At 52.0% G+C, this 17,647-nt stretch carries 8 protein-coding genes; 2 read left to right on the forward strand and 6 right to left on the reverse strand.

Going from position 1 to position 17,647, the window contains the following annotated elements; genetic code table 11:
• Positions 1 to 369: 369 nt before the first annotated feature.
• Positions 370 to 1,380, forward strand: coding sequence for an NAD-dependent epimerase (locus RC85_RS20420; RefSeq protein ID WP_068266227.1), 1,011 nt, complete (start codon positions 370 to 372; stop codon positions 1,378 to 1,380).
• A 92-nt stretch (positions 1,381 to 1,472) separates the two neighbouring features.
• On the opposite strand, the gene RC85_RS20425 is transcribed toward RC85_RS20420, so the two are convergent.
• The 5 genes from RC85_RS20425 to RC85_RS20445 form a co-directional block, all read right to left on the reverse strand.
• The gene (locus RC85_RS20425; protein ID WP_149752842.1) at positions 1,473 to 1,904 is read right to left on the reverse strand and encodes a hypothetical protein; all 432 of its coding nucleotides are present in this window, start codon (positions 1,902 to 1,904) and stop codon (positions 1,473 to 1,475) included.
• A 93-nt stretch (positions 1,905 to 1,997) separates the two neighbouring features.
• Complete coding sequence (locus tag RC85_RS20430; RefSeq protein ID WP_068266229.1) at positions 1,998 to 3,098, reverse strand: DUF1559 domain-containing protein; 1,101 nt, start codon at positions 3,096 to 3,098, stop codon at positions 1,998 to 2,000.
• Between the two features lie 545 nt (positions 3,099 to 3,643).
• On the reverse strand, positions 3,644 to 8,335 hold the full coding sequence (locus tag RC85_RS20435) for a lamin tail domain-containing protein (protein WP_068266231.1): 4,692 nt from the start codon (positions 8,333 to 8,335) through the stop codon (positions 3,644 to 3,646).
• Between the two features lie 481 nt (positions 8,336 to 8,816).
• Positions 8,817 to 9,365, reverse strand: a complete 549-nt coding sequence (locus RC85_RS20440; RefSeq protein WP_068266233.1) for a PEP-CTERM sorting domain-containing protein — start codon at positions 9,363 to 9,365, stop codon at positions 8,817 to 8,819.
• A gap of 162 nt (positions 9,366 to 9,527) precedes the next feature.
• A complete protein-coding gene (locus RC85_RS20445) occupies positions 9,528 to 14,783 on the reverse strand; it encodes a beta strand repeat-containing protein (protein WP_068266235.1) in 5,256 nt (1,751 codons plus the stop codon).
• A gap of 1,249 nt (positions 14,784 to 16,032) precedes the next feature.
• Between RC85_RS20445 and RC85_RS20450 the strand changes: the two genes are divergently transcribed.
• Positions 16,033 to 16,752 (forward strand): PEP-CTERM sorting domain-containing protein, encoded by a 720-nt coding sequence (locus tag RC85_RS20450; protein ID WP_068266237.1) that lies wholly within the window; start codon positions 16,033 to 16,035, stop codon positions 16,750 to 16,752.
• 674 nt (positions 16,753 to 17,426) lie between these two features.
• Here RC85_RS20450 and RC85_RS28585 read toward each other — a convergent pair.
• Positions 17,427 to 17,647 (reverse strand): hypothetical protein (locus tag RC85_RS28585; protein ID WP_238383192.1); only part of this gene is annotated, 221 nt, incomplete at its 5' end.

A 17,647-nucleotide genomic window follows, 5' to 3' on the forward strand; every position in this document is an offset into this window, starting at 1 on the left:
GCAGCAAATTGGGCAAGCTGCACCATGGCAGACAACACGAACTGCAGCGCTGTGAAACATTGTGGCAACGGCACATTTTCCTATTCGCCAGCATGTAGGCCGTAGCGAGCCTTAGCGAGTTACGGCAATTCGCGCACCGCCGTAACTCGCTATGGCTCGCTACGGCCTACTTTCAAGGGTCGAGACAAGTTGTCAACGACACATTTTCATCACGGCGCGGGGCGATGCCCACGCGGTTTAACAGTTTAGAAATGCTTTTAGCGTCAGCCTGGTGGGATTAGCCACCGCAATCATATTCCGGTCGTTCGTTAGCGGACCAAAGCAACCCCTCAGGCCAGTTTGCTCGCCGGAGTGGTATAGTGGCGGCCCATGAGCACACATCTTGTCACCGGCGCTGCCGGATTTATCGGATTTCATTTCGCCCGCCGCTTACTGATGCGAGGCGAAACGGTCGTCGGATTTGATAACGTCAACAACTACGGTGGCGTCCAACTCAAACGAGACCGGTTGGCGATCCTGAAAGACTTCGACCAATTTCATTTTGTCGAAGCAGATCTTGTCGATGACGGGGCAGTCGATCAAGTCTTTCGCGACCACAAATTCGACCGCGTCGTTCATTTAGCGGCGCAGCCAGGCGTCCGCTATTCATTGCAAGAACCAAGGGCCTACACACGCAGCAACGTCGTAGGATTTCTGAACGTCTTGGAAGGCTGCCGTCACGCTGAGGTTGCTCACTTGACGTACGCCAGCAGCAGCAGCGTTTATGGCGGCATGACCAAGATGCCATCGTCGACCGCTGACCGAGTCGATCATCCGCTTAGCCTGTATGCGGCGACCAAGAAGAGCAACGAACTGATGGCTCACACCTACAGCCATCTGTTTGGCTTGCCCACCACCGGACTTCGGTTCTTTACCGTTTACGGTCCATGGGGCCGGCCCGACATGGCGTTGTTCCTGTTCGTCAAGTCGATGATCGAAGGTCGCCCGATCGACGTGTTCAACCAAGGAAAGATGAAACGAGATTTCACCTACGTCGATGACATCGTCGAAGGCATCGATCGTGCCAGCGACTTGATCGCGACAGCGGATCCAGATTGGAACAGCGTTGATCCCAACCCAGCGACAAGCAACGCACCGTACCGTCTGTACAACCTAGGCAATCACCAACCGATCGAACTGTTAACGTTCATCGAAGCAATCGAAAAGGCGCTTGGCATTCAAGCCATCAAGAATCTACTGCCAATGCAGCCCGGCGACGTACAGGCAACGTACGCCGACACCGATTCACTGCAAGCCGCCACCGGATTCCGACCAACAACAACCATCGAAGTCGGCGTCCAAAAGTTCGTCGATTGGTACCAAAGTTATTACCAAACATGATCGACGAGCTGCACGAAGTAGGTCTTGGGTTCGCCCGTATCTGCATGAGAGGATTCTCATGGCGGGTTTCCTTTGTCGATCTGGAACAGCCACTAGCGTCCCTTAAGTTTCAACTCGATTGATTGCTCGCCGGGAAGAACCTCGAAGGAAAATGGTGATTTGACTGGATCCATGTAGCCAGGGGGAATGCGAATGGCAGGGGGCTTCCCGGGACCTCGATGGTTCTCACCCGCGATGTCTTTCAGTGTCACCTTGTGCCAGCCAACCGCTGCGCCAAGCCCACCCGTCCCATTCTGATACTCCAGCTCGTATTTTCCTTCGCCATCGGTCACGGCCCAAGATGCCCGACCTTTCGTCTGCTTGGCGTAATCAGGCATGAAATACACTCTTACTTGGTCTAGCGGCTCGCCTTTGGCTGACAGAACCTGGCCTGTCACGAGTCCCTTTTCAATTTTTTCAGAACAGCCCGACAAGGTAAGTACGACGGAACAGAGAACCGAAAATTTGAAGCTTCGTTTCAGCATAGAGAGACTCGTTGTGAATGATGGACCGGCCCAATGGTGAAGCCTGCCGAGCCAAACGCGGTTCAACCCCGAAAACGCGACCGCATGGGAACCCTAGTAAGCTTCATAATCAATCTGTTCGCCGCCTCGCTTCGTAGCGAGCGACCGGAACACAATCATGTTGATATCGTCTGACAGAAATCGAACGCTACCATCGGTAAATGCAAAGTTTGCACCACCGGGATGACCACTGCCGTAGGCTGATGTGCGGTTGTTAACTGAATCAAAGTCGGCGTTGGAATTCTCAGAGCTTTGAAAGTTGATCGGAACACGAGCCGACCCGAACACATGAGTGGTTCCGTTACCGCCACCAGTCCAGCTCCAGGCACCCCATTGCGAAATGGGATAGCGGCTCCACTTTGGCGCAGGATCATGGAACCGACGATCAAAGACGGGGTCATAGTGAAAACGCTCTCCGTACAGAATCGTGTTGCTTGTCCCGTCGAACACGTCCGCAAACTTTGCAGGTACTTCGTAGTCTCGCAGGAAAGTCTGGAAGTCTTCAGGCTGACTATCTTCATCAGTCATGAAGAACATTCCGTCGCTTTGCATCAAGGGGTCGCGAAAATAGGTCGAATGCGTACCGCCGCTGGCCAGGTAGCTAGACATGGCAAAGAAACCAAGCGGAAAGCCTCGCTCCTTACCACCTGAACCGGTGTTACCTGCACCTTGAGCCTGACCGCCACCGTTGTAGGTGAGTTCAACAACGGGGTTTTCGATCAAATCGGAGGGACAAAGGTAGGTGGCAACCGGTTGAGCCGTCGCTGCCTTTTCATTCCTCGCAAAAGGCCTGCCGGGCTCGAACGTGTTCAACTGGGCGGCGGCAAAGGTACCGCTAAGATCCCACATTTCGTAGATCGACGATTGCTCTAAGAACGGCAAAATCGCGGTGAAAACCGTGGTTCCATACCAATCAATCGGTTGGCCCGAAGTTGAGTTTCGATGAACCTTCGCGGTCAAACCGGATGGGAAAGACTTGTAAGTCGACTCGAAATTATGAGTAGCCAAAGCGACTTGCTTCATATTGTTTTGGCAGCTCATCCGCCTGGCCGCTTCGCGGGCTGCTTGAACGGCAGGCAACAGCAGCCCGACAAGAATCCCAATGATCGCGATGACGACCAACAGTTCAACGAGTGTGAATGCTTTTCTCTTCATTGGAAAGATCCTTGCTTTGGAAGGAACGAGTTAGGAAACCGAACGCAGATCGAAATGTAGGAGGCCTCTCGCTCGAGCCCCTTCTACAATCAATTTTCATCTCTCCGCCTGCCAAGATTATGCAAGCACTTCAAGAGTCAGTCATGGTCAAAAACGGCTAGGTTAAGAAGAATTCACACATCCGATTTCAACGGGCGACTTCGTCCCCACAAGTGCAAACGAAGGCGTAAAACTTGGTGTTGAATTTGAGTCCCACTCGTCAATTTCCGGGATCGGTATCGGACGTTCTAGAATGCATCGACTTGAAGCTGGATTTCGATCTTTGGGATGCCACCAAACACTCGATTCACAACTCACTCTCCGCCAAAATCTGCACGGAACTGCAACCCGGGGAAGCAGGGGGAATTAGACCCACCTACCGGGTGCGATGGTAACGGACCGTCTCGACTGGATTCGTGACGTCGCCACGATCTCCGTTATCTGTTGCCTGCATGAGGCAAACAGATGGTGAGGGGACGGGTTGATTGATGGATGAGCTTCGTCCCCTAGAACAAATTCATCTCCATCACTTGATCGACCAAAGCATTCCAATCGTCGTCATCTTTTTTGTCAGGAATTGCACGTTGACTTTGTTGAGTTGGAAACGCGGGTAACTCGTCGAAGCTTTGGAAATTCGTCAAACCCACATCGTCATTTAGAATTCTTCCGTCTGATGTAAGGTCGAAAAAAGGGTCATACCGAAAACCAAATCCATTGGGATTTGGATTACTCTCAAAGATTGAAAAGCTGCGAAAGTTCGTCAAACCGACATCATCATTTAAGACTCGTCCGTCTCCCGTCGCATCGCCCGGAAGAAAATTAATCTCCTGAATGACCGCACCCCCAGGTGTACCGTCGCGATTGCCATCTAAAGCGTTCCCAGCCAAATCAGATACACCTCCATCATCAATTGATAGGATCAGCCTTTCAATGCCAGACGTAGCAGGCCCGAGATCGTTCTCTATCAAACCAAACGGACTAGTCATACTGATGGTGGCTAGTGATCCAACGTGAGATATTGTGTAGCTACCTGCATAGTTGGCGATGATCGTGCCGAGCAAGCTGAGACCGTCAATCGTTACCTCCTCGCTGAATCGAATGTAAAAAGTATCGACGGTATACCAGGGCAAGATTCGCTGAGTTCCAAGAACAGAATATCCAAGTCCGTTTCCGGCACCAAAACCTCCTCCGTCCACAGCATCGACAAAGCCTGGACTCCACGGAAATGCTCCGTTAACTCCGGCGACAACAATGTCTTCAACGAACGGAGCAACACTGGGCGAGAATCTTCCAGCGTCCCCGACCGTGACTGTCAGCGGTTGAAAGAATGCATCAGAGAAGCTCAAGTTTGATTCATCAGGCCCCGACGACAATATCCTCACGACATCGATTTCCGTCGGAACTACTGCTCCTAATCCAGCGGTAACGTTCACTGAAAAGAGTAATTGGGTTTCCCCATCGGCCAACGAAAGTCCAGTTGAGAATGACACCGACCCAAAACCGAAATCGGCATTACTTGGCGGGGGCAACGGACTGACGAAGTTTGTGTCAAATACGTCCGCAGGAATATAGTCGGCGATCGATCCGCTGAAAGTGAATCCAGCGTTTTCGAACGCCACGGGCACGTTGAATCCACCGATTGTTGTGGGACCGTTAGTCGCAGTCACGAAGAAATCAATCGCATAACCGCCCGGCCCCGCAAATTCTTGTACGCTCCCGCTCAACACTAATGACGAAATTCCGTCATCATCAATGATATTTACACCTAAATCTGATAGCGATACCGACTCGTACAGTGCATCTGCTGAGCTTACTGCTAATGAAATCAACCCGCTATGTAAGCCTTCGATCGCAGCGTCATCAAAGGCGGTCACGTCAATGACTTGCGGCGACAAGGCATCGAGTGGCGTGAACACGCGATCAACCGCCACTCCTTGGCCGCTACCCAAATCCAACTGCGCGTCCGGCGTAATCGTGATCGTTACATTGCTGGTCGGAATCGTGTCGAGCACTACCGTAATGCTATCCGTCGCGCCGCCTTCGGTTACCTCCGTGCTGCCTGCCGACTCGACGATCGTGATGCCCGCGATATCGTTGTCAATAACGCTGACCGTAAAGTCAGGGATCACCAAGCCGTTAAAGGTGTTGTCGTTACTGGCCGCAGCGAACGAAATGGTTCCCGTATGCGATCCCTCAGCAAATTGATCTTCATTGGCATTGACCGAAATGCTAACCGGACTGAGTCCGCCACTGACCGTCAGTGTTTGATCAATTGCAACACCAGGACCGTTGCCGAGATCCAACTGAGAATCGGGCGTCAATGTAATCACCACATCATCAGTTGGCGTCGCGTCAAGCGCGATCGTGAACGTGTCGCCGCTGCCGCCTTCGAAGACACTGGTATCACCACTGCTTTCGGTAATGACTAGGCTACGAAGCGTAAACGCAGGTGCGACGCCGGGGGAACCGACATCAGAGTTGGAGTACGGGAATCCGCTGGCCGAGACTGCATCATCTACCCCAACGACTGAACGCGACCAATGGGTACCAACGTTGTTGTCGGAAAGCAGATCATCCAAATAGATGCTGGCCCCTTCCGGGCTATCGCTTGGCCAAGAGTTTTCGTCGTCAAAGTTGACCGTGTCTTGAACTCCGCCAATCGCATCTCGAAGCTCTAAAATTTCGTTGGTTGCGGAGGGATCATTTGCTAGGTCAAGCCAATCGACGCCAACGACCAGTGCATCACTGGGAACACCCCAAACACTCCGAAAGCCCGCTTCACTGGTGAAGGCAGTGCTCGCGCCATCGAACAATACGGCGACCTGTTTAGGCTGCAACGTAACACCCAAGGGAACCGCCCCCCACTGACCGTCCTCATCGGCCAATTGCCAACCGCCGATGTTTTGCGGTGCCGTACCCAAGTTCACGATTTCGACCCATTCGGACGAAAAGGTGCCCTCCGCGCTGGCCGGGTTATACATAATTTCGCTGATCGCAACCGATGGCGTCGGGACAGCTTCATTGTCGGTGATTGAAACCGTCAAACTGCTTAGCGAAAGCGAATTGTAGGCTGCATCGACGCTCGCGATCGTCTGTTGGATCACGCCTTCATGCAACCCTTCGATTAGCAAGTCGTCCGCTGCAGTCACCGTGACGGTTTGCGGTGACATTGCGCTGGACGGCGAAAACGTCAAGACAATCGGCAGGCCTGCACCTGCACCGAGATCAAGGTCATTGTCGGGGTCCAGCGTGACGATCACATTCCCGATAGGAACCGACGTTAGCGCGATCGAATAGCTATCCGACGCGCCACCTTCGGCTACCGCCAATGCTTCACTGTTCAGAATGGTTAGTCCGATTGGCCGTGGTGAGTTCAACGAACCAGGGGTTGGAATTGCTGTCCCGACCGAAGAAGTGCGTCGTGCCCTGCCACCGTCAGGAAGCCGTGAAAGCGAACGGCTGTTTTGCTGGCCGCTTTCGTTTTCGTTGACCTGTGGCTGCCCCGTTTCTAACAAAGGTAACAAACCAAAGTCGTTCGCATCGTTGGTGTCATAGACGATCGCGTCAATTAGGTTCGACGTGCTGATGGGCGTTCCGCTTGGAAACGAACTTGCATCGCCATCAAACAAGGCAACCGCGTCGGCACCGTCTTGAAGTAAACCATTGGTAAAGACAAAGTCGACGCCCGGAACGGTTGCGTTGCCCAGCACGAACAGACCGTTGTCATCAGTCGTCAGCCCATCCAAATCGAAAGATGAATACGAAGTGTTCGTTGAACCGTCGTACAGAACCAGTACCTTGCCGGTTAGCGATGTATTGCCAATACCGCCATCGTACAGCTCAATAAACTCCGAACTGTCAGGTGAACCCGCGGTGACTGAATCGACTTCGTTGATCAATACGGTCGGATTTTCGTTATCAACAACGACTACGTCCAAAGCGACGTTGGACAAAGAGTTGTAGTCCGTGTCGTTGCTGGAAAATGAATGCACGACCGGGCTGATTTGATTGCCTTGGCTCAGGCTATCGTCTACTGCGATGATCTGGACCGACTGCGGGGTCAACGCGTTAAGCGGTGTGAACAACAACGATGTCGCATTACCCGGACCGGCACCTAAATCGACTTGTGCGTCGGGGGTCAGTGTCACCGTTACATCGAAATCAGGTTGCGTATCCAAGGCTACCGAATAGCTATCCAGATAACCATTCTCGGCAACGATGGTGGAACCATCGGATTCATTGATAGTGATCCCAACAGGAACGGACTGAAATTCGTAGTCCACCACCACGGGCAGGTGATCGCTGGCACCACGAAGTGCCGTTAACACATTGGGTGCCGCACCCGTTCCCGTCAGCACCGAATTCAAGGCATGGGTGCCATTGTTTCCGAATGCTCGATAGGTTCCTGGAATGTAATCCAGTCCACCGGACACAAAGAGTTCACCGCTGGCAAATTGCAGATCGAATCGATCATCCATTCCGCCACCGCCGCTGGGGTCTTGAGTATGAATGCTCTTGAAGGCGTTGTTATTGGTCCAGTTACCCGGCGAGTTGATTGGATCAAAAACTTGGCCTGCACCACTGGCGGTCAGATTGGTGTACGCGCCTTCAAAAGAATTCTTCATATTGAAGTCGCCGATAATTAGAACATTCTCTCCTTGTCCTAATGCATCTGCGTTGGCTCGAAGCTGGCTCGCCTCGATCGCCCGAGTGCTCGCGTCGCTGCCGCCTGAATCAGCCTTCAGGTGAACTGAATACGCGTAGAAATCAGCATCGCCAGTGGTCGATTCGATGGGATTGAAATGGCCACGTAGCGGTGGCCGCGTGAACGAACCCGAAACATTCTGGGTTCCCAACAATTGCAGGGTCGCCGTGTTGTAGACAAAGCCGTACGCCAGCCCGCCGTAGGATGGGGAGAGCGAAAATGCGTAATCATCCACGTACAGCGAGTCTAAGATACCTTCGATACTGCTGATTGAATTCGGGCTGGTTTCCTGTAACACCAACAAATCGATAGGCCGCGTGATCCCAGCACGTGTTTCGTTACCAATCGCTTCCAGAATGGTGCTGTAGTAACCTTGCTCCGTCGTGTTCGATGGACTCCCTTGCAAGACGTTGTAGCTAGCCACACGAATCGCGGCCAACAAACGCCGGTCTTCCAACGACTCGAATAAAAGTGACGATCGATTAAACCGCATGCTACTGCCAACCGATCTTTTATTCGCTTTACCATTAGACCGTGCGAATGAACCAACAAACGGATAGACCATCCAACACTCTTTAAAGAAGTTGTAGCGAGAACTGTAGTTTTAAAAGAACTACACGAGAGTCAAAGCAACCGAACCATGACTGTTCGGATCGAGCGGAAAATAAGTGTTGCCTTCCGCTCCGAGAAAATGCGTCAGATCACACTTTTGCGGAGCGAAAGACGACTATAAATAACCGCTCGTTCCTTAGTTTGAAACCGTCACTTTGGTGACGAAACGTCGAAATTCGTTAGGCTGGTCAGCCGTATTTGCCATGACGGCCTGTCGATTTAATCGACAGGCCAGCCGCACTGGTTAGCCGCTGACCGTAAGGTCTCGGGCGAATCGGTACCCTCGAACGCTTAAGCGTCGCGGCTCAGGGAATCAACAAGCTGCTATCGTCAACACGACTCACGAAAGCGGCGCTGTCCACCTAGCGTCTACGACGTCGGATCAAACCGGTTGCTATCGCTAAGGACAAAGCTGCCAATGAAGATGGTTCAGGAATTGCAGATACTCCAATTCTCGAGGCACTCGGATTGACGGAAGTCGCAACAGAACCAAAAAACGAGTCGCTAAATAGGACCGGAGTGATCGACGCGAACCCAGGCCCAGTTGCATTAAATGTCACACTGGCGATGGTACTGGTTTCACCAACCTGAAGGCTGATGAAATTAAAATTCGTGTCCGTACCACCGAGCAATGCCGGATCCGATCCTGCTGGCACGGGAACAAGAGATTCGAATACGGGATTATACGAGACGCTCTCGAAGGTAAGGAATGGATCGGAGAAATCAAGGGAAAGGTTGAATCCACCAATATCCTCTGCTTCGCCAGCAGCAGTGACAAAGATATCCGCTGTATACGAACCCTCTCCAGCGAAAATAAATGACTCGCCCGAAATCACCAAATCCGCTTTCGCCGCCGGGCATGTAGTAAAAATCACTGCAAGAACGACCGCTAATTTTTGATACGTTTTCATTTTCTTATTCCAAAACTAAATACATCTATATTCGCCACCTGGAAACGATCTAGGCAGCCTCGACTAACACTTCACCCCCCCCTGATTCGATAGGTCTGAGTCCAACCATCCCAAAACCTAATAGGAGATTTTGATAGACAGTGGACTAGACCTGAGCAGTTGCTAAAAAAGACCTTTTTCAAAAGCCTGGTCAACTAACTGATCCCAGCTTTCTTTCGCATTATTCACGGAAGAAATGGACTCTTCAGATCTGAGAGCAAATGACATAGGCTCGGGAAGTTCGGGCAATTCGTCAAAGCTCTGAAAATTGGTCAAACCAACATCGTCATTCAGGATCTGACCGTTGGATGTAACATCGAAGAACGGGTCATAACTAAATCCAAACGAGTTAGGTCCCGGGTTTGAGTTAGTATTCAGGAAACTACGGAAGTTCGTGAGCCCAACATCATTATTGAGTACGGATCCTTCCCCTGTTCCATCTCCTGGAAGCACATTGATGCTCTGACTGAAGGCATCAGCAATCGAATTACCGGCCAAATCGGTCACGCCACCAGCATTGATACCGAGTACCAATCGATCGATACCTGTGGTCGCTGGGCCAAAATCTGTTTCAACTAACCCGAACGCGCTCGTCATCGAAACTGTGGTTAGGTCGCCAGCGTGCGAGACAGTAAACAGTCCCGCGTAGTCCGCAACATCAAGACCCAAAAGACTTAATCCAGTGGGAGTATTCACGTCTTCGCTGTACCGAATGTAGAAAGTATCTACGTTGTACCAAGGAATCGTTCGAGTCACCCCAGTTACTGAGAAGCCGAGTCCGTTATCCGCACCTGATGGTCCGCTGTCATCGACCGCATCAATAAAGTCTGTTGTCCATGCACCAAAGCCATCCACTCCTGCAACAATCACATCAGTAATCGTTGGCGGAGTTGTATCACCTGAACCAACCGCAACTTCGTTGGGTAGGCCGGGTGTGTTGATGGCTTCGCCTGGGTCTGCGATTACTCCTGGGAAGCTTGGCAACCCTGCTCCGGAGAAATCATTCCGAACCCAATCGGCGGTCGTGTCGGTGTCGGTTCCGTTTGGAATCCGTGAAGCACCGCCGTAAGGGAGTGTGCCACCATCGGTGGTTGGAAGCAATTCAGTTGCTCCGAAGTAGGCAGCATCTTCAGTTGGATCATTGATGACCGCGACTGAGTCAACAATCGTCGTCCAAGGCAATGTTGCTAGGTCAACGGTTCCGTCATCATCGGTGTCCAAATCGTTTCCGACCGAACCGGTGAACCCGGTGACCAGAAGGAAAGTGAGCGTGCCATTTTCGGCATCGACATCGGATACGTAATAGCCATTGGCATCGGTTGTTCCGAGCGTCGTCGCCCTATCAATTGTTCCGAATCCGGCGGTGGCACTGAAGTCGCCTTCAATTTCCAACAGCGTTAACGAACTGAGGTCAGTTGGCCCAGTCGCACCAGCGAAAAAGAATTCAACGAACGCATCGTCATCGGTACTCGGATGATTGGCAACGAATTCATTGATCACTGCGACGCTGCTGCTAGGTGCATCGTTGTCATTCACGGTCACCGTGACTGGATCAGCCACCAGACCATTAAACGCAGCGTCGGTGCTGGACGTTGTGAAGGTAATGTCAGACGTCAACGTGCCGTCAATGATCGAGTCATCAAAGGCCGTCACTGTGACCGTCGTTACCGTGCCTGCGCTAGTGAGTGTCACCGTCAACGGAGCACCAGCACCATTGCCCAAGTCAATTTCGGAATTGCTAGGCGTCAATGTCACATCGACATCCGCAGTCACCACTCCCGTCAGCAACAATTCGATCGTGTCGGTCGCGCCACCTTCGGTGACGATCGTACCGCCATCGGTTTCGGTCACGTTCAAGCTGCTAACGATGGCTGGGACAACCCCAGGGGAACCGATATCGGTGGTGTTATAAGTCGGCCCGGTAGGGTTGATCGCGTCATCGACACCCAAGTCAGACAATGCCCAGTTGGTACCGACATTGTTATCAGTCGCGATGTTGGTCAGATAGATTGACGGTCCACCGGGATCGCCAGGCCAATCGCCTTCGTCGTCATAATTGACGAGGTCTTGTTGGAACATCGATGAATCAAGGAGTTCCAGAACCTCGTTTGTACCCGAAGGTCCATTCGAGAGATTCCCCCAGCCAATCCCGATTACCAATGACGAGGCTGGAACGCCCCACTGGGTTCGGAAGGTCGCGGCATCAGTGAAGCCACTGTCGTACACGACAGCGACCTGACCTTCGCTGAGAGTCGTGCCTGCGGGAATTGGGTCCCAAATGTCTCCGTCTTCGTCGTCAAACATCCAACCACCGATGTCAGCGGCACCTGGACCGATATTGACGATTTCAATCCACTCACCCACCGGTCCGCCGCCCGGTTCAGCCGAATCTGGGTTGTACATGATTTCGCTGATGACAACCTCAGGCGTGATCAAATCATCGTCACGCACTGTAACCGTCAGGTCGCCTGCGGTACCCGAGTAACTGGGATCTCCTCCGCTAAAACTAAACGAGATCAATCCGAGATGCGGGCCTTCTTCGATCGTGTCGTCAAACGCATCAACGTTGATGATCACTGGCGTGGTCGCTGATGCATCGGCGAGAAAGTTCACCGTGATCGCTGTTCCTTGTCCGGCACCCAGATCTAATTCACTGTCAGGGGTCAGCGTCAGCGTAACCGTTGCCGACGGAACGGTCCCCAAGGCAACCGTGAAGTCATCACCGGCACCGGCTTCAAACACCGTCGTAGCACCGCCAGATTCGATAAGCACTAATCCAGACTGAACAACATTGGGCAAGTTAGGGGTGCTAACCGCTTCACCTGGGTCGGCAACGTTGGCAGCGAAGCTCGGCAAACCAGCACCGTTAAAAGCATTTCTAACCCAATCGGCATCGGTATCAGTGTCGGTACCGTCGGGGATTCGCGAAGCACCGCCCGGCTGGAATCCACCACCGTCAAAGCCTGCTACCAAAACTGCGTCTGTGTAAGCCGTATCACCGCCACCAAGCGTCGCAACGCCGTCGCGAACAGTAATCCAAGGTGCGGAAACCGAGGCACCAACTTCGTCAAAGTCAAACTCTCCGTTGTCGTCGATGTCCAGGTCGTCACCAACAGCACCCATGAAGCCCTCGACCAGCAGCAAGTTAATCCCACCGTTATTGAAATCAGTCAATGCTGTGAAAAAGCCAGCCGAGTTGGTGACGCCCAACGCGGTGATGGAATCGACGGTGCCGATGGTTGTTCCATCTCCATCGATTTCCAGAATGCTAAGTGAACCTAAATCAGCATTGGGTGCGGAAAGTACTTCCACAAAACCATCGGCATCTTGACCGGTGTGATTCGCTACGAACTCATTGATCACTGTGAGCGGCGCGGCTGTTTCGTTGTCACTGATGGATGCCGTCACCGAACTGGTCAGACCGTTGTAATCTGAGTCAGTACTTGCCGCGCTGATGCTGATCAAACTAGTGTGCGGCCCTTCGGTGACCGTATCGTCAACTGCCGTTACCGTAACTTCTTGACCAAGAGCACTGTCAAGCGTGATTGTGATCGGCAGACCTGCACCGGCACCCAAGTCGACCTGAGCGTCTGGTGTTAGGGTTACATCAACATCTGATGACGGGCCGGTCGCCAAGCGAACGACGAAAGTATCCGTCACACCGGATTCAGAAACTTGGGTAACTCCACCAGTTTGATCGACAAACAAGGCTGGACTCGCGTTGTTGACTACGTTAATCGAGCCGGGCGTGTTGACCGCTTGCCCAGCCTGAGTGGTGAACGTTAGACCAAAGCTTGGCAATCCGTCGCCGTTGAAGTCGTTGCGAAGCCAATCACCAGCCGTGTCTGAATCAGCGCCGTTGGGATTCCGCGACGCACCACCATAGGAGAACGTATTCCCATCTTGACCCGGCGTGATCACCGCGGTGGAGTAAAATTGATCTGCTGTGCCACCGTCAGAGACTGCGACATCGTCAATCACTGCAATCCACGGAGTCGAATCAAGACCACCCGTGTTGTCGGTGTCTAGATCATCACCAACTGCGCCGGTGAATCCGCTGACCAAAGCGTAAGTCTGGCTGCCGTTCTGGAGGATGTTAGTCTGAAAAACAGTGAAGTAGCCAGCACCATCGGCGACGCCTAGTGGAAACGCTTGATTGATGGTTCCGGATGCTCCACCATCACCATCGATTACCAGTACTGTCAACGCGGACAAGTCCGCGTTGGGCAGCGTGAAAAGTTCAATAAACTCGTCAGTATCAACTCCAGTGTGATTTGCAACGAATTCATTGATCACAACATTTGGAAGCGGCGTATCGTCATCAATGATCGTCCCAGTTGCCGCAGCAGTTCCCAGAGTGGCACCGGCGGTCGGGGCTGACAGCACAACCTCAAAATCTTCGCTCGATTCGGCATCGGTGTCACCGGCTACATCAATCGTAACAACTTGTGACGTTTCGGACGCTAGGAAGTTGACGGTTCCGCTGGTGGAACCAGAGAAGTCAGCCGCGTTAGTGTCAGTATTAGTGACAGAATAGCTCACGCTGCCAGCAGCATTGGTGAGACCTGTTCGGGTGACAGTGAAAGTGAACGGAGTCGTGCCAGAGTCGCCCTCCGGTTTCAGTGCATCCGTCGCTGCGATACTGATTTCAGTCCCGGTTGGAGGTGCATCATCATCGACGGTGATGCTTCCAACCTCGAACCCATCTCCGCCGCCGTTAATATTAAATTCAAAACCGACGACAAGGCTGTTTGCCGACGAAACATCTAGCGATGGCAGCGACCAACCAAGGTCAGCGCCCGTGTCCAGCGTTGAATCAACGGGATCGACGAAGGTCAGTGAGTCGGTTCGGACACCGTCTAATTCGTAAAACCACGTGAAAAACTCAGCCGAGCTATTGAGGAAGTCTCCGCCCTCGCCGAGAGCAACTGCACTGATCGAAGCCGTGCTCAAACTCGAAACATCGATTGCTTGGCTCTCGAAAATACCTTGACCACCCCAGTCGGCAGACTGCAAAACGAGTCCGGAACCGGCCGAGTTTAGGCCTTGGGTTGAAGCCTCAACCTTAAACTCGTTGCCGCCACTGTCTGTTGCAGGAAGGGTGTCGTAAGACAGAGCCCACTGGTTAGGAGCAGAACCAAGAGGCCCGGTTGATGCAGGAGCGGCTGCCGGTGGTGCGGTCGTACTATGGTCAGCGAAGCCAGCACCGTCGGTGCTGAAATCTGCATCGTAAATCACCGCCAACAACCGTCGATCTTCCAAACTTTCCAAAAGTGATCGGCGTTTGAAACGCGTTGTCTGGACATCGCCAACGCGACGTCGTTTCTTCGGACGACTAAGTTTCGGCCCCACAAAATCCAACAACGAGCTCAACGACATAAAAAATCTCTGTTTCTTATAAGGAGGGAAGCATGGAACTTCATCAATACCAAAACAGCGCGATGCACCGGTGTTCTGTCTCGAAACACCTACCGCCTCGAACGTGTTCAGGACGAATGTAAACAGAATTTTCGTTATGGAAAGCACAACCGTTAACGATTCACAGCGACTTCACAAAAGCTACCAATGATTCGGACTTCGCGACGATTGATTTAAGGGTCGCCTCGTTTACCAAGATGCAAGACGTCAACCAAGTTGCAGGCGCGGAAGATTTGCGAAGAACATGTTAAGAGAAAACTGCTTTGGTAGATAAACTTCCATTAGGCTTAGCCAAGGGCGAGCTGTAAAAACTTGCTTTTCGCCCAGGTGGATACGTTACTAGCCCGGCAGGTGTAGATGCGATTTTGGGGATCACGGTAGATTCTTCCACCTTGTTTTTCCGGCGAAGCTTTCTCGATAATCGGAAAAGAATTTTTAAAATTTTGCCGTCAGGCCTTGGGCCGGCGCGGTATGCCTGGCCGCTTAAACGCCAGCGGCTCCAAAGAGTGCATCTGACGGTTTGCAGTCCGCACCGCTGGAGTCCAGGCTTTAGCCGCATTAACACTTAACACTTTTGCGATTCCACCTGCGAGCAAGAGCGGCAAAAGCCTGGACTCCAGCAAACACCGCTATTCTCAGCGAACCGTAAGGTGTACTCGCTCCAAAAGATCAACGACCCGCCGCCGCGACCGAATCCGATTCTGACCAATCGGACTCTGTAAGTTGAACCGCCGCCAGTTTGCGAATTTTTCCCGTGATTTGCGGCATTTTCAGAGCCACTACTCGTATTGGCGTAGATGGTTAGTTGATTCCGTTCTATGTGCTCGCTGTGACCATTGAATCAGCAACCCGCCAACGCCAGAACAGCTAATCCACTATTACGATTTCCGACGAGTAACTTAATAGTGTATTCGCGCGTCATTAAAGGATGGCTTCTATTGATTCTGCTACCGGTTCATTGCATGACGTTGTGATCACTGAGGCCGTACCGACTTTCTCTCGTCTAGAAATCTAAAGTTTCGTGTAGATTTTTTTATACCACAACGGATGATTCTTTTCCCGAAACACTCTCTTGCGGCGGAGGAACGAGTCCTTTGTGAAGCTTGAGAGAATTACGCTTGTTAGCGTTACTTCACACTGTTCTTTTTTTGGTTACAACGCAACAGTAAGGCGGGCTTAACCTATTTCCGATTGAATAAAGGAACACAAGATGAAGAACATGATTTTTGGTTGTATTGCCGCCTTGATGATGATGAACTCCGCAAAGGCGGAGGTAGTATTTTCTGAAAGCTTCGATGACGCGACTGGCTTCACCACCAGCACTCCCTTCTTCGCCGACAACTTTGGTGATTTCTTTGGGCTTGCGGAAGTTACTGACGGGTTTGGTGCTAATGTGGCAACACCAGGAGGTGTGAAAGAATACACCGGGTTCACTGGTGGCTTTCTTACTGGAATGGATTTGGACGGTGAAGGAGCAACGCTTCCTGTTACCGTGGATTGGACGGGAATTGATATCTCGGGCAGGCCAGCACTGTCGTTTGCTGGTGACTTCGCAGAATTTTTTGACACTCCAGGTGACATCGACGCCGATGATTCGTTGTTCGTTGAGGCACAAATCGATGGCGGTGGTTACTCAACAATTCTGGAGTTCACCCCCGGACTTTTCGACAACAACACATTCAACGGATTTTTCACGAACGGAAACTTGAGCCTTGGTAGTGAAGCCCAAAGGTTTACCGCTCCTATTACTGGAACGGGTAACCTTCTTGACTTGCGATTAACGGTAAGTGTTAATTCAGGCGATGAAGATTTCGCGGTTGATAGTTTCTCCGTCACCGCGATCCCAGAACCAGGATCCTTCGCGGCTTTGAGCGCGATCGCGTGTTTCGGCATGTCGGTTCGTCGTCGTCGGTCAATTGCTTCATCTTGATGTAAATTGAATCAGGAGGTCTTTTGGCCTTGGATATCGATTGAGACCCCATGGCCTCAATCCACTAACTGACTCGCTGGCGACGTTGGCATTTGATGCTGACGTCGCTTTTTTCGTTTAATCAAGAGGCGATCGATCGCTGCACTTATGAACGTGCGACTTTTATAGTCGCCTTTCGCTCGGGACGTCGCATCAGTTACTGCGTGTTAGGCCCGGAGGGCCGGCAGCTCCCTGCCGGGTGCGCGAGCACCCGGATGGCTACCCCACATCAATTCTCTGGCTCGGTTACGCGGCGTAGCCGCGAAACCGAGCCAGAGAATTAGTGAGAGATAACGCTGCCATCCGGGGATTTACATCCCCGGCAGAGAGCTTCCGTCCCTTCGGGACTATTCACCAGCGTTATGATCGCGGATCGATCAACGACAATTTGCATTGATTTGTTCGACTTCCCTTGGGATGAGTGACGACACCAATCCGGCAGTAATTGATACGTCGTCCCCTGCGAAAGGCGACACTAATTTTCCGCTCGTTCCTTATCAGTGCACAAAGGTCAGGGAAAATGAGACTAGATCGAATACTGAGCTTCACGGTCTCAGTACTACTAATACCTACTCTTGCCCAAGCATGGTCGCCGATGGGGCATCATGTGGCGAGCGTGATTGCTTTTGAACTTCTTAATGAGTCTGATCGGGCGGAGGTAATTGAACTACTGACGCAGGTACCGGGTTTTGAGAAGCATTTTGCGGCACCCAGAGGAGTTCGCCATCAGAGACTGCTGCACTACTCAATGGTTCAATTTTTGCACCGCACAAGGTTGTTTCCGGTTCATCTGTCAATTTGTCTGCCGTGTGTTCGCCATGCGTAGCCCTCTGTGGGATAGCTTCTTTGAAGCGAG

Origin of the sequence: Rubripirellula obstinata (assembly GCF_001642955.1) — a bacterium.
In the GTDB taxonomy this organism is placed as follows: Bacteria; Planctomycetota; Planctomycetia; order Pirellulales; family Pirellulaceae; genus Rubripirellula; species Rubripirellula obstinata.

Coding starts and splice junctions, on each gene's coding strand:
- RC85_RS20420 (WP_068266227.1), top strand. CDS start 370: ATGAGCACACATCTTGTCACCGGCGCTGCCGGATTTATCGGATTTCAT.
- RC85_RS20425 (WP_149752842.1), bottom strand. CDS start 1,904: ATGCTGAAACGAAGCTTCAAATTTTCGGTTCTCTGTTCCGTCGTACTT.
- RC85_RS20430 (WP_068266229.1), bottom strand. CDS start 3,098: ATGAAGAGAAAAGCATTCACACTCGTTGAACTGTTGGTCGTCATCGCG.
- RC85_RS20435 (WP_068266231.1), bottom strand. CDS start 8,335: ATGCGGTTTAATCGATCGTCACTTTTATTCGAGTCGTTGGAAGACCGG.
- RC85_RS20440 (WP_068266233.1), bottom strand. CDS start 9,365: ATGAAAACGTATCAAAAATTAGCGGTCGTTCTTGCAGTGATTTTTACT.
- RC85_RS20445 (WP_068266235.1), bottom strand. CDS start 14,783: ATGTCGTTGAGCTCGTTGTTGGATTTTGTGGGGCCGAAACTTAGTCGT.
- RC85_RS20450 (WP_068266237.1), top strand. CDS start 16,033: ATGAAGAACATGATTTTTGGTTGTATTGCCGCCTTGATGATGATGAAC.